Source organism: Nocardia sp. NPDC056611, assembly GCF_042792755.1.
Classification (GTDB): domain Bacteria; phylum Actinomycetota; class Actinomycetes; order Mycobacteriales; family Mycobacteriaceae; genus Nocardia.
The window spans coordinates 993,165-1,006,372 of record NZ_JBHTVV010000002.1 but is presented as its reverse complement, the minus strand read 5'-3'; the positions used below and the strand labels follow the sequence as shown (position 1 = coordinate 1,006,372).

Here is a 13,208-nt window from a genome sequence, read left to right as displayed (position 1 = left end):
TTCCTGTGCGCCGGCCGCGTGGCGACCGGATTCGTGAGAGTCCCTCGTCCGGCTAGTTGGCGACGTGCTCGCCGTCGCACCACTGCTCGGCCGGAACAGCCGCCTTGACCTGGTCGATGTGGTCGCCACACCCTGCCCAGGTGATCTTGCCGCAGGTCTGGCAGGGGGTCGGTTGACACATGGTTGCTCCTAGGGCCGATCGGATGGGTTCGGGTGGATGGTATCGGGTTCACGGCCCGGTTCGTGGTGTCGGGCCCGGCCGGACCACACCCTCCAGAATACCCCCTGGGGTATGCTACGGTGATTGACATACCCGGAGGGGTATCTGTGAAGCAGTCGAAGGAGTAGGCATGTCCGCACCGCACGAGACCACGCAGGCGTCGCCGCACGGAAAGGCCGTGCTCACCGAGCTGTCGCCGTTGCACCGGGAGCTGCGGCGCGCGATTCCCGAGGTGTACAAGGGTTTCGGCGAGCTCAGCAAGGCGGCATTCGCGCCGGGCGCGCTCGATCGCAAGACCAAGGAGCTGATCGCGCTGGCCATCGGCGTCGTCGAGGGCTGCGACGGGTGCATCGCCTCGCACGGCCAGGCGGCCGCGCGGGCCGGGGCGACCAAGCAGGAGGCCGCCGAGGCGATCGGCGTGACGTTCCTGATGCACGGCGGTCCGGCCACGATCCACGGCGCGCGGGCCTACGACGCGTTCTGCGAATTCGCCGACGCCATCGCCTCCGGTGAAGCGCCCGCCTGAGAACTCGGAGGACTCTCGAATGTGTCGAGCGACGCGGTGCCTGACCTGCGGCAAGACCACCTGGACCGGATGCGGGGCGCACATCGCCCAGGTACGCGCCCGGGTTCCGGCCGGGCAATGGTGCGCGGGGCACGAGCGGGCCGCCGAGGGCGGCTGGATTCGGCGGATCCTCGGCCGGTGACGGTACCGGCGCACCGGTGATGACGCCGCCGTTCCGGTGACGACAGCGCCGTGCCGGCCCGCGATCCCCTCCGCCACGGGCCGGCACGACGGATCGGGAAATCAGGCCAGCTGGCGCGCCAGGCGCGGAATACCCTCTCCCGCAACCTGATCCAGCGCCGCGGTGCGGCCGGTGACCAGGAGCAGCAGGGCGAGGATCGGTCCCGCAATCTCACTGCCGGCGCCGTGGGTCCAGTCGACATCGGTGGCGACGAGCCGGATGCCGTCCAGGCGGTGGCGATCCCAGACCGGCCACCCGCACGCGGCGGCGGTGCCGGCTCCGGCGGCGGCCGCCCCGGCATCGACGTCGAGGACCCGGCCCAGCGGGATCGCGATGTCCTGGCCGTGAACGATGGTGTCGAACAAGATGTTTCGATAGTTCGTGAGTTTCGGCAGCCGACGCGAGGCGGCATGATCGCGGAGCTCACGCACCAGTTCCGAGGTCGGCCGTTGCGCGTGCCGGGTGGTCAGGTCGTCGATCATCCGGTTGTAGTCGCCGCGGACGCGGAGCGCCGTGCGCAGCAGGACGCCAGGAGCGGGCGGATTCGGCGTCGCGGCGATGTGCGCGGCGACCTCGCGCACGCGCCAGCCCGCGCACAGCGACGGCGTCTCCCATTCGGAGGGCGTCAGATCCTCGAGCAGGGCGGCGATGGCCCGGCGCTGCTGTTCGATGTGCCGCCAACTGTTCTCACGGTCCATGGCGTTCCCCATGCCTATGATTAGTCAGATACACTGACTAGTATGGTCAGCGTCTCTTACCAAGTCAAGGAGCGGGGATGTCCGGCGGCGAGCTGAATGCCGGGCTGCTCATGTTCATCGCGTACCGGGCCATGGAGGACCGCATCTTCACCGCGCTCGCCGAGGCCGGGTACGCGGATATCAGCGTGGCGCAGGGCAGACTGGCCGCCCGGATCGCGGCCGAGGGGTCGCGCATCACCGAGCTGGCCCAGCAGGCGCAGGTGACCAAGCAGACGGCCGGGTTCCTGGTCGATCAGCTCGAACGCGCCGGGTACGTCGAGCGCACGCCGGATCCACGCGACGGCCGCGCCCGCCTGGTCCGGCTCACCGCCCGTGGCCGCGCGCTGGCCGAGTACTCCAACACCATCGCCGATGCGGTCGACGCCGAATGGGCCGCGCACCTGGGCGAACGCCGCATGCGCGCGCTGCGCGAGGCCCTCACGCGGCTGCGCGACATCACCGACCCCTACGCCTGACCCTCGCCCGGGCTCCGCAGCCCGATGAAGATCTGCATGCGCCCGGGGTAGGCCGTGCTGTTGACATTGAACAGCTGCCCGACGATCCGAGCCGTCGCACCGTCGCCGTCGCGCAACCGGATGACCGGACGGGCGCGCTCGTAGCGGGCGGTGGTGTCCGACCAGATCTCCAGGAAGAGCGGGAACCGGGCCAGCTCCTGCAACAGGTCGTCGAACCAGCTGGTGTCGCCGTGCTGGGCGATGTAGCCGTGCAGCCACTGGATGGAGATCCGTAGCTCCCGCTCCCATTCGGCCAGCGCGTGCCGCGCGCGCGGATCATCGAGCATCCAGCGCAGCAGATTGCCGTCCTCGGTCAGTCCCGGGAAGCCCGCGGCGAAGCTGTCGTTCCACATCAGGATGTTCAGTCGGGTATCGACATAGGCGGCCAGGTGCGGCTCGTACAAGGCCAGCGCCTGCGGAATACCGCGTCCGAGATCGGCGCGCAGGTCATCGGTCGAGGGCTGCTCCACCGGACCGAGTCCGGCCAGATCCGATAGTTGCCGGAATTCCTCCGGGGCCAGTGCCGCCAGGCGATCGAGATAGCGCATCAACGCCGTCACCACTTCCCGGGTGGGCCGCTCGCGTTCGCCCTTCTCCAGGTGATTCACATAGCTGGCGCTGACCCCCGAATTGAAGGCCAGCCGCTCCCGCGACACGCCGCGCGCATCGCGCAGCCGGCGCAATACCGACCCGAACGTGGGCGCGTTGGGAAGCCCCTCCCCCGCCACCTCGGTATCGAACTCCTCCATCGCCGCCTCTCCCACGCGCGAACCGTCCGGTGTGCTGATTCTTCCATTCCCCCCAATCAGCGCGTGCCCCAGGGGAAAGTGGGCGATACTGGACGAATCGGGCGTGATCGGATGGCGGGGAGCCGGCTCGCACTCCAGGGTCGGCGGATGAGGCCACGCGGATTCGCGCTCGCCGAAGGAGCTGTGCCCCATGGTTTCCGAGCGAATCATCCTTCCCGACTTCTACATGCCGTATCGGCCGGAAGGAACCAATCCCAGAGCCAGAGCCGCCGAATCCAAGATGTGGGAATGGCTGGTCAACCTGGATCTCGTTCCCGAGGAGTTGTCCCGACGCAGAGTGGCGGGTTCCCGCCCGGTCGAGATGTATTCGATGTGGTGCCCCGACGCCGACGTCGAATCGCTCGCACTGCTCGCCGAATTCACGGCGTGGGCGTTTATCGTGGACGACCAGTTCGATATCGAAATGCCCGACCCGCGAAGATGTTTGGCCACCATTCAACGTCTGGAGACGGGCTTTCACCTCGACGGCACACCGTCCGGCGTGCTGGCGACCGGCTTCCAGGACCTGTGGCGCAGACTGTGCCGCGGCCGCTCACCCCAGTGGCGACACGCGGTGCGGGCCGAGATCGTGGAGTGGTGGTGGAGCTACTACACCGAGAGCGTCCGCACCATCACCCGTGACCTGCCGAAACTCGACGAATACCGCACGCACCGGCAGATCTCGGTCGCCATCTACATGCTGCTGGATCTGAGCGAGATCACCTACGGGATCGATCTACCCGACGCGGTCCGGCAGCTGCCGGCCATGAAGACCCTGCGCGCGGCGGTCACCGAGCACATGGGGTTGATCAACGACGTGCATTCCCTGCCCGCGGACGAGGCGGTCGGTTACGCCTACAACGCGGTGCTGCTGGCCGAATATCACCTCGGCTGCACCAGGACTCACGCCCTGCGCGTGGTCAACGAGATGCTGACCGATTGCATTCTGCAGATCGGCCGGATGGAGGAAGCCCTGGCCGAGGAACTCGACGTGCTCGGCATCACGGGGCAGGCCCGCGCCGACACCCTGCACACGCTGGAGGATTATCGCCGATACGTGCGCGCGAACTTCGACTTCCACTACCGCGCACCGCGTTACACCAGCCCGCCGATCGAGGCGCTGGCACACGGGCAGCTGCTGTCCTAGTCCGCGGCCGGACGGCTCTCGCGCCGGGCGCCGGAGGCGTCGATGGCGTACTGGGAGCGGAATTCGCCAGGCGTCATACCGGTTTCGAGCTGGAACGCGCGGTAGAAGTGCCGGTCGGAGGCGAAACCCGAGGCGGCTGCGATGGAGTTGAGGGAACGGGTCGGCTCCGACCGCAGCTGCCGCCGGGCGTGCTCGATGCGCATGCGCCGAATCAGCGCGCCCGGGCCGCCCAGCCCTTCGCACATGCGGAACAGGGTGCGCCGGGATACCAGGCAGGCCTTGGCGATCTCGTCGACGGTGAGGTCGGGATCGGTGAACCGTTTTCGTAGGTAGGCCATCATCTGCTGGCGGGTGTAGAGCGAATCCGCGGGCGCCGGTGAGGCTTTTCCGACCGCGAGCAACAGCGCCGAGGCCAGCATGCCGGTGGTTTGCCCGTCGAAGGCGAGGTTCGCGCGCTCGGCTTCCTCATTGGTCAGTTCGGCCATATCGCGGAAGAAGCGGGTGACCACGCCCATGGCGCCGTCGGCGGGAATCGGCACGGCGAAAGGCAATTCGTCGCGCGCCAGCCCGGCGTAGTCGAGCACCGGCTGCAACGGCGCGCGCAGCAGCGTCGACATCGCGTTGTCGGTGGTGCGGCTGAGCAGCGGCTGCGCGCTGTCGTAGAAGGCGATGGACCCGGCCACCGATTCCGCGGTCCGCCCCTGCTGCTCTGTCCAATTCGTCCCTTCCAGCACGATATTGGCGAGCAGGAACTCCCCTTGCGACCGCGAGACCATCCGCTGCGTCCGGTTCACCTGCTGTGCGCTGGCCCGCATGAGCGCCACCGACACTCGATCGAACTGGGTGCTGGTGATCTTGCCGTTCCAGCACCCGTCGTGTAGCGGCGATATCGCTGAAGGCACGATGGCATCCGCCATCAATGCTTCCCACTGCTCGAAGGCATCACGCGGCTTCAGCGTCGAGGACGAGCGCACCTCGACTGTCACGGAGGCGGTTTGCTCCACGTCCGCATCTTCCCACCGCATGTGCCCGCGCGGGACTGGATTCTGAGGAATAGCGAGACCCGGAGTCGTTCGATCACCGCCGATCAGAGCTGGAACGCAAGGGTTTCGGTATGTGCGGGGTCGTGAGGACGACACTGGATGTCGTCGCCACCCGTTCGAGCGCCTCGAGGTCCTTCTCGATGACGCCGTACAGCAGATACGCGAGCACGAAACCGATGATGCCGCCGACGCACAGGATCCGCACCGCCCAGATGATGGACTCGATATCCACCCCGGGCAGGAACGTGACCCCGGTGACGCCGACCAGCGGCACCGCGGCCGCCACGGTCAGATAGAAACCGGTGCGCCCGGCGAGCCGGTGCAGGTGGTCGATATCGGCGGCGTCGGACCGTCCGTGTTCCAGGAACACCGGGTACAGGCAGCGCACCACGTACCAGGTGAGCCCGAAGTACGGATACGCCACGGCCATCGCGCCGCACACCACGACCGACAGCAGGAAGTGCACGTAGGTGGAGTACGGCACGCCCCCGGCGATCAGGTTCAGCAGGACCGGGAACACGATCCCGCCGAGCACCCAGAACACGAAGGCGATCCACACCACCCGGGGACCGAGCCGGAGCGCGTCGATGCGTGCGCGGGTGAGCGTCTCATCGGTGAAGTCCCAGCCGATACGCAGGCCGACGAGCACCAGAACGAGGCGGCGCGCGGCGAAGAGAATCAGGACCGCGGCGACCACGATGGCGAGCGGATACAGCACCAGCGCAACGTATTCGAAGGTGTGCCGGGCCTGCGGCGTGAGCTTCCCGACGATCAGTGTCCTGCTGTAGTAGTAGTTGTATCCGACCGCGATCAGGTTCGGTACGGCGATCGCCAGCGCGAGGATCGGGATCGCCCACAGTGGTGCGGTCGGCAGCCAGCGGCGCTGTGGCGCGTCCACCAGCTCCCGGGCCCGAGGGTCGAGGCACAGTTCGAATTGCTGAGCCAGCTCCGCGCCATTGGCCCAGCGGTCCTCCCGTTTCGGCGCCAGGCAGGTCAGCAGCACGCGGCGCAGCGAGGGCGGAGTGTCCACGGGGAGGTCGTCGAGGAATTCCGGTGCGATCGGGCGGCGACGCACCCCGAGCAGTTGCTCGACCGCGGCCTGCGAATCCTTCGCCTCGACCTCGGGAAACGGCCGCCGCCCGGTCAGCAGCTCCCACAGCACGACGCCGAGTGAATAGATGTCGCTGCGCGTGTCCAAGTTCTCGACGGTGCCGGGCAGAGCCGGGTGGCTGGCCGCGAGATGCTCCGGCGACATGTAGGCCAGGGATCCACCGAAGTACGCGACCGGGCTGCTGCCGGCGACGTGGTCGCTCGCGCTGATGTTGAAGTCGGCCAGTTTCGGGACGCCGTCGGCGGTGAGCAGCACGTTCGCCGGTTTGATGTCGCGGTGCAGGACACCGCGCTCCTCGGCGTAGTCCAGGGCCTCGGCGAGCCTGCGGCCGAGCCAGGCCACCGTCTCCGGCCACGACAGCGCGGCGATCTCGTCGCGCACCCGGGCGCCCGAGGTTCGCAGCTCGCCCTTCTGTTCCAGCGCCGCGTCGGCGGCGTCGAGCAGCAGTTGTCCGCCGCGTTGTTCCGGCGGGGTCTCGCGAACGCGGTGCAGGACCGCGGACAGCGTGCCGCCGGGCAGGTACTGCATGTACATGAGTTTCAGCGCGCGGTCCGCCAGTACCCGCTGGTCGTAGACGCGCACGATGTATTCGTGGTCCAGCTGGGCCAGCATCTGCGGTTCGGTGCCGTGGTCGGTGGAGACCTTCACCGCGACGAGTCGCTGCATCGAGAGTTGCCGTGCCAGAAAGACTCTCGCGAACGCGCCGCGGCCCAGTTCCAGGAGGAGATCGAAGTCGTCGATGCGGTCGCCGGGTTCGAGTTCCTCACTCGCGACCGGCGGGCCGGTCCGATCGACGAGGGTGCTCTCGTAAGGGTCGTCCGGCCGCAGGATCGCGTCGATCCGGTCGGCGTACGCGGGATAGTCCCGCGCGTATTCGGCGACGTCGATCCGGACGCCGGCGCGGCGCAGAATATGGAACTCCTCGTAGAGCAATTGCCGCGGCATCGGGCCGGACGCCAGTTCCGGAAACCGGGCGCGATATTCGGCGAGCCGCTTCGGGTGCTCGTAGCGCAGCCATCGGTATTTCAGATCCACCTTGATCAGTGCGATCAGCGAGGCCCGGCGGGCGGAGTCACCGGTCAGCGCGAATTTCGCCAGATCGGGCGGCAGGCCACCGGATTCCCATGCGGCCGTGAACTCCTCGACCGCGTCGACGAGCCGCAGCAGAGTACTCGCGGCACGATCGGCCAGCGGATCGAATACCGCGGTTGCGTTCGCGTTCGGCTCGGTCATGGCGGTCACTCCGGGGTGAAACTCCGAGGCGTCTTACCCAGACCACGGTATCCGGATTTCCGGACATCCACGAGATCAGGCGTGTTCCGCCACCCAGGCGGCAATCTGTGCGCGGGAGGTGAAGCCCAGTTTCACCAGGATGTGCTCGACGTGGCCCTGCGCGGTGCGCTGGGAGATCACCAGGCGGGAGGCGATCGCCCGGTTCGTCAGGCCTTCCGCGACGAGCTCGGCGACCTGGCGTTCCCGTTTGGTCAGCACCTGCGGGGCGGTCTCGCCGGCCGGGGACGGTTCGTCGAGCGCGAGCCGTACGGCGGAGTCGAGGCTCATGGCGGAGCCTTCCTGGCGGGCCCGGTCGAAGGCGCGCGGGCCGAGCGCCTCGCGGCTGCCGCGCATGCAGTCGGAGCGGTAGGTGAGCAGGTCGCGGACCATGAGGGTCGCGGTTCCGGCGAGGCGACCCAGTTTGTCGGCCGCGCCCATGAGGACGGCCGCGCGGCGCGGTTCGTTCCGGTCCGCGGCGATCCAGGCCAGGGTCTCCAGGCAGCCCGCGGCGACCAGCGGTTCGGCGATCAGGGCGGAGAGCCGGACGCCTTCCTCCAGCAGGCGCTTGGCGCGGTCGACGTCGCCGTTTCGCCAGACCGCGAACCCCGCCGCGAACAAGGCCCACGAGCGGTAGATGGATTCGCCGGAGGTCGCGGTCGTGGCGAGCGTCTTCTCGTGACAGGCGACGGCTCGGGGGGCGTCACCGCCGAGGGCATAGGCCCAGCCCAGGGACAGTTGCGCGTCGAGTTGCATGCCGAGTTCACCACACGCCTCGTACTTGCGGATCGCGTCGGTCAGCAGGGCCGTCGCGTCGGACTCGCCGACATTGCCGCGGGCCAGCGCGGCATTGGCGTCGACATGCTCGACCAATGCCTCGACCAGGGGATCCGGGGTCTGCTCGGCGAATACGCGGAGCGCGTCGAAGCGCTTGTTCGCGGTGGCCAGGTCGCCGGTCAAACCCACGAGCGTGCCCGCGGCGAACAGTGCCCGGGCGCGATCGGTGGTCCGGCCGCCGGGATGACCGAGCGCACGTTCGTACCAGCGGCAACCCTCGTGGAGCCGCCCTCGCAGACCCCAGAACAGGTACAGATCGGTGACCATCACCAGGCCGCCCTCACCGGTCTCGGACAGGCTGTACTCGAAGGCTTTTCGAAGATTCGGCAGTTCGCGGTCGAGCCGGGCGACCCAGTCGAGTTGACGCGGGCCGATCATCTCGGCGTTCGCATCATGGACCAGTCGCTGACACCAATCCCGGTGGCGCTGATGCAGATCCGGGTACAGGCCGGATTCCTCGGCCTGCTCCCGGCCGAATTCCTGCACGGTCTCGAGCATCCGGAAGCGCACCGCCCCGTCGGTTTCCTGCCGGACCAGGATGGATTTGTCGACCAGCACGGACAGGGTGTCGAGGACTTGGTATTCGGGCAGGTGACCGGCGCACACGTGCTCGGCCGCGTCGAGTTCGAAGCCGCCGGTGAACACCGACAGGCAGGCCCACAACCGCTTCTCGTCGGGGGTGCACAGGTCGTAGCTCCAGTTGATGGAGTATCGCAGGGTCTGCTGCCGTTTCGGGGTGCCCCGGCCACCGCGGGACAGCAGGGCGTACCGGTCGCTGAGTCGGGTGCGGATCTGCTCGACCGACATGGTGCGCAGGCGCGCGGCGGCCAGTTCGATCGCCAGCGGCAAGCCGTCGAGGCGGGCGCAGATCTCGGCGATCGCGGGCTGATTCGCGTCGGTCATCTCGAAGCCCGGCACAGCCGCGGCGGCGCGCTCGACGAACAGCGCCACCGCGTGCGACTGCGCCGACGCGCGTTCCTTGCCCGACTCGGGAACGGTCAGCGGCGCAAGCGAATACGCGGCTTCGCCACCGATGCCGAGAGCCTCGCGGCTGGTGGCCAGGATTCGCACGTTCGGGCAGACCCGCAGCAGTGCCTCCGACAGCTTGGCGGCCGCGTCGATCACGTGCTCGCAATTGTCGAGCACCAGCAGCAGATCGTGCGGGGCCAGCGCTTCCACCAGGGTGTCGAGTACGGATATGACGCCCTGGCTTCGGATTCCGAGGACCGCGGCCACCGCATCGGGCAGCAAGGCGTCGTCACGCAGCTCCCCCAGTTCGACGAGCCACGCGCCGTTCGGGAACCGCTGCCGGGTCTTGTGCGCGACTCGCAGTGCGAGCCTGGACTTTCCGACCCCGCCGATCCCGGTCAGGGTCACCAGCCGCGACCCGGCCAGGAGGTTCACGACCTCGGACAGCTGGGTCCGGCGATCGACGAAGCTGGTCAGTTCGAGCGGCAGATTGCCGGTCCCGTCGTGCAAGGCGTCACTGTGCAGACGCGGAACTCCGTGCGATGCGATCATTTCCGATCCTGGGAGTGATTCGGATTCGGCGCCCGGTTCGTCGCGCACCGCCATGTCGTCGACCGGAAAGCCGCGTTCGACCTGTATTCGGCGCAGCTGGTCGCCCAGGGAAGCCGCGGTCGGACGGTCCTGCGGGTCGCGGGACATGGCCGCTTCGATCACCGCGCGGACATCGCGTGGGATCCCGATCTCACAGCGTTCGGGATTCGCGGAGGTGGCGATCCGCACGAGCTGGGTCGCCCGCTCATCATCGGGTTGCTCGAAGGTGACGCGGCGGGTGAGCGCGCAGAGCAGGCTGGCTCCCAGCCCGTAGACGTCCGAGCCACGGCTGGGGGCCTGGCCGTCGAGCACTTCGGGCGCGGTGACGGCCTGCGAGCCGGCGACGTCCGCGATACCGAAGTCGGTCAGCACGGGCTCGTCGTAGTCGGTGAGCAGGATGTTCGCGGGCCGGATATCGCGGTGGACGACTCCGGCGCGATGCGCGGATTCGAGCGCCCCCGCGATCCGCACCCCGATGTGCAGGGTATCCGGCAGCGACAGCGGGCCGTCGACGTGGAGCCATTCGCCCAGCGAGCCCCGGGGAAAATACGGCATGACCAGGTAGGGACGGCCACTGCCGGTCTCGCCGACCTCGAGCATGCTGACGATGTTCGGATGCCCGGTGAGGCGTCCCAGCGCACGCTGTTCGCGGAAGAACCGTTCCCGATCCTCGTCCAGGTCACCGGTGAGAACTTTCACCGCCACATCCCGCTCGGCGGCGACCTGCGTGCAGCGGTAGACGATTCCGAGTCCGCCGCGCCCGATCTCGTGCGCGCCTTCGAATCCGGCAGCGTTCAGCTCCGTGACGACGTCGGAACCGGCATCACGCTGCACTTCGAATGGATCGGCTTGGACCATCGGTAACTCGCAAATCGCCAGCAGCGGGCACCAATCAGCTTATCTCCCCCGCACGTGCGCGGCGGAAATAGGTATATGCCCGGCAGAACGACCGTCGTGCGCAGGTATTCCCCCGACCGACGCTGTGTTCACCGCCGAGCGACCGCACGGCATCAGAAAACCCTCAGGAGAACCACCATGGCTACCGGACACCGCTCCCCCTCCCGGATCGCCCGCCGTCTCGCCGCTTGCGCACTGGCCGCCGCATCGCTGTCGATCGTGGCAACCGCCCAGGCCTCGGCACTCGTCCCGGACGCTCCGGCGCGGACCCTGCCCGCAGCCGTCAACCTCTCGGCCACGACAAAGATCGCGCCGACCGCCGCCTCGAACGACCTCGACGGCTGGATCCGTGAAGCCCTGGGCATCATGGCCGCCCACGGCATTCCCGGCAGCTACGAGGGCATCCACCGCAACGTCATGCGCGAATCGGGCGGCGACCCCGGCGCCATCAACCTCTGGGACTCCAACGCCGCGGCGGGCATCCCGTCCAAGGGCCTGCTCCAGGTGATCGACCCGACCTTCCAGGCCTACCACGTCGACGGCACCTCCTGGGACATCTACGATCCGGTCGCCAACATCGCCGCGGCCTGCAACTACGCCGCGGCGCGCTACGGCTCGATGGACAACGTCGACTCGGCGTACTGACCACTGGATTCGCTCCACCCGCTCGGGCGGTGATCCACTCCCCGGATCACCAGCCCGGCCGGAGCATTCCGGAACGCGTCCCGGACGGCTCCCAGCTCGATCCCGAACTCCAACAAGGCTTTCGCCCCGCTCAACATCCAGGTGAAGCCCCCGGTCGAATCCGGCGCGTACGCGACCATCTCCTCGACCGTCCCCGTCACACCGGTGGATCCCGGCGAGCACGCGGACCGCCACACCGACCCGAACTCGAGAACATCCGGGTGTCGGCTCCCCGGAACTGTTCCAAAGCCGCCCCGGAAAACCCGCGCCCGAATCATGATGGGACACACCACGTTCGCAGTCGGCAGGAGTCCACACATCATGTCGGTGAAAGCCATATCGGTGAGCGTGACGGCCGTGTTCGCCGCACTCGCTCTGACCGGGTGCGGCTCCAGCAGCAGCACATCCGACCAACCGAGCACCACGATCGCGTCCACGACCACCCAGCCCGCGCCGACCACAGCGGGGTCGTCGCTGTCCCCGGCCGCGGCGGCGGCACGACGCTCGGCATGCGTCGGCATGCACGCGGTGCTCGCCTTGGCCGTCAGAAGCCACGCCGGAGATCCCCGATGGTCGTTGCAGAACGCCGCCGACGACCTCCTGACCGAATGGCTGACCAGCCCCGACGCCGCAGCCGCGACACCCGACGAGAACGCCGGCTTCACCGCCGGCGCGCGCGACGCCGTCACCCTGGTCTCACGCGGCCAGAGCTACGATCAGTGCCCATAAACCCGCCCAGCCCGCGCGCGGCATGCGCTCAGGAGGGTGCGCCCGACAGGACCTCGACCTCCCCGGTATCGAGGGAGTAGTAGGCGCCCACCACCGCCATCCGGCCCTCTCCCACCATCGGCGCCAGATCCGCGTTGCCACGCAACCGATCAGCGACCAGCCGCACCTGGGCCCGCGCCATGGCATCGGGACGATCCTGGTCACTGACGCGCACCTGCTCGTAGGCCGGGCGCAAAGCGAGCGCTATCTCCTGCAGATTGCCCGGCAGCGCCTTGCCCGTACGCAAGGCCTCCTCCGCGGCGATGACCGCACCGCACCGCTGGTGCCCGAGCACCACGATCAACGGCGTGCCACCGGTGAGCGGCCCGTACTCGGCGGACGCCTCCACCAGTGGTCCCATCACCTGCGCACCGGTCCGCAGGACGAACAGATCGCCGAGACCGACATCGAAGAGCAGTTCCGGGGGCACCCGAGAATCGATGCAGGACAACACGACACAGTACGGGTTCTGCTTCATGGCAAGGAGTTCTCGCCGATCCGGATCGCGGTCGGGATGATCGAGATTGCCCTTGACCCAGCGCCCGTTTCCCGCCATCAGTCGCGACCACGCCGCCGCGGGAGTCGACGGCGCCGGAGCCTCGGGCGAGGCCACCGCGATCGGGGTCGATGTTTGCCCCTCCGACCGAGACGAGTCCGAACACGCGGCCAACGACCCCGCCGCGAGCATCACTCCACCCGCCAGCACCCCCCGACGCGACAGACCCTCGTGAGCCGAACCCATAGGCATCCACCTCCGGTCGACATCGCGACAGACAGCTAACAACGCGTTACTGTACGCGCGATTCCGTCGTCCCACGCGGCAGATCGTGAAATGTCTTGCGCTCGAGCCTGTTCGGCGGCGCTCGCACCCGTCCCGGCTCGGACT

The 13,208-nt window shown here is 68.3% G+C and carries 14 protein-coding genes; 6 read left to right on the top strand and 8 right to left on the bottom strand.

Annotated elements, in window-relative coordinates; all coding sequences use genetic code 11:
- Nucleotides 1-52: 52 nt before the first annotated feature.
- Nucleotides 53-181 (bottom strand): hypothetical protein, encoded by a 129-nt coding sequence (locus tag ACFRAQ_RS13305; RefSeq protein ID WP_357287872.1) that lies wholly within the window; start codon nt 179-181, stop codon nt 53-55.
- A 169-nt stretch (nt 182-350) separates the two neighbouring features.
- On the opposite strand from ACFRAQ_RS13305, the gene ACFRAQ_RS13300 reads away from it, so the two are divergent.
- On the top strand, nt 351-746 hold the full coding sequence (locus ACFRAQ_RS13300; RefSeq protein ID WP_379098488.1) for a carboxymuconolactone decarboxylase family protein: 396 nt from the start codon (nt 351-353) through the stop codon (nt 744-746).
- Nucleotides 747-765: 19 nt separating this feature from the next.
- Nucleotides 766-927 (top strand): hypothetical protein, encoded by a 162-nt coding sequence (locus tag ACFRAQ_RS13295; RefSeq protein ID WP_379098485.1) that lies wholly within the window; start codon nt 766-768, stop codon nt 925-927.
- A 101-nt stretch (nt 928-1,028) separates the two neighbouring features.
- On the opposite strand, the gene ACFRAQ_RS13290 is transcribed toward ACFRAQ_RS13295, so the two are convergent.
- Nucleotides 1,029-1,676, bottom strand: a complete 648-nt coding sequence (locus ACFRAQ_RS13290) for a maleylpyruvate isomerase family mycothiol-dependent enzyme (protein WP_379098482.1) — start codon at nt 1,674-1,676, stop codon at nt 1,029-1,031.
- A gap of 65 nt (nt 1,677-1,741) precedes the next feature.
- Here ACFRAQ_RS13290 and ACFRAQ_RS13285 point away from each other — a divergent pair, with 65 nt between their 5' ends.
- Entirely contained in the window at nt 1,742-2,179 is a 438-nt protein-coding gene (locus tag ACFRAQ_RS13285) for a MarR family winged helix-turn-helix transcriptional regulator (RefSeq protein WP_379098479.1), read from the top strand.
- Here ACFRAQ_RS13285 and ACFRAQ_RS13280 read toward each other — a convergent pair.
- Nucleotides 2,170-2,967, bottom strand: coding sequence for a helix-turn-helix domain-containing protein (locus tag ACFRAQ_RS13280; protein WP_379098476.1), 798 nt, complete (start codon nt 2,965-2,967; stop codon nt 2,170-2,172). The genes ACFRAQ_RS13285 and ACFRAQ_RS13280 overlap by 10 nt on opposite strands.
- 190 nt (nt 2,968-3,157) lie before the next feature.
- Between ACFRAQ_RS13280 and ACFRAQ_RS13275 the strand changes: the two genes are divergently transcribed.
- Entirely contained in the window at nt 3,158-4,153 is a 996-nt protein-coding gene (locus ACFRAQ_RS13275) for a hypothetical protein (RefSeq protein ID WP_379098473.1), read from the top strand.
- On the opposite strand, the gene ACFRAQ_RS13270 is transcribed toward ACFRAQ_RS13275, so the two are convergent.
- From ACFRAQ_RS13270 to ACFRAQ_RS13260, 3 genes are all read right to left on the bottom strand, one after another.
- Complete coding sequence (locus ACFRAQ_RS13270) at nt 4,150-5,157, bottom strand: AraC family transcriptional regulator (protein WP_379098470.1); 1,008 nt, start codon at nt 5,155-5,157, stop codon at nt 4,150-4,152. The genes ACFRAQ_RS13275 and ACFRAQ_RS13270 overlap by 4 nt on opposite strands.
- A 73-nt stretch (nt 5,158-5,230) precedes the next feature.
- Nucleotides 5,231-7,540, bottom strand: a complete 2,310-nt coding sequence (locus ACFRAQ_RS13265; RefSeq protein ID WP_379098467.1) for a serine/threonine-protein kinase — start codon at nt 7,538-7,540, stop codon at nt 5,231-5,233.
- 75 nt (nt 7,541-7,615) lie between these two features.
- Nucleotides 7,616-10,807: a protein kinase gene (locus ACFRAQ_RS13260; protein ID WP_379098464.1), complete on the bottom strand. Its 3,192-nt coding sequence runs from the start codon at nt 10,805-10,807 to the stop codon at nt 7,616-7,618.
- Nucleotides 10,808-11,008: 201 nt separating this feature from the next.
- Between ACFRAQ_RS13260 and ACFRAQ_RS13255 the strand changes: the two genes are divergently transcribed.
- The gene (locus tag ACFRAQ_RS13255; protein WP_379098461.1) at nt 11,009-11,515 is read left to right on the top strand and encodes a transglycosylase SLT domain-containing protein; all 507 of its coding nucleotides are present in this window, start codon (nt 11,009-11,011) and stop codon (nt 11,513-11,515) included.
- On the opposite strand, the gene ACFRAQ_RS13250 is transcribed toward ACFRAQ_RS13255, so the two are convergent.
- Nucleotides 11,479-12,075, bottom strand: coding sequence for a hypothetical protein (locus ACFRAQ_RS13250; RefSeq protein ID WP_379098458.1), 597 nt, complete (start codon nt 12,073-12,075; stop codon nt 11,479-11,481). The two genes, ACFRAQ_RS13255 and ACFRAQ_RS13250, sit on opposite strands and share 37 nt — an antisense overlap.
- Nucleotides 12,076-12,091: 16 nt before the next feature.
- Between ACFRAQ_RS13250 and ACFRAQ_RS13245 the strand changes: the two genes are divergently transcribed.
- Nucleotides 12,092-12,283: a hypothetical protein gene (locus ACFRAQ_RS13245; protein WP_379098455.1), complete on the top strand. Its 192-nt coding sequence runs from the start codon at nt 12,092-12,094 to the stop codon at nt 12,281-12,283.
- A 28-nt stretch (nt 12,284-12,311) separates the two neighbouring features.
- On the opposite strand, the gene ACFRAQ_RS13240 is transcribed toward ACFRAQ_RS13245, so the two are convergent.
- Nucleotides 12,312-12,935 (bottom strand): carbonic anhydrase, encoded by a 624-nt coding sequence (locus ACFRAQ_RS13240; protein ID WP_379098453.1) that lies wholly within the window; start codon nt 12,933-12,935, stop codon nt 12,312-12,314.
- Between the last annotated feature and the right edge of the window lie 273 nt (nt 12,936-13,208).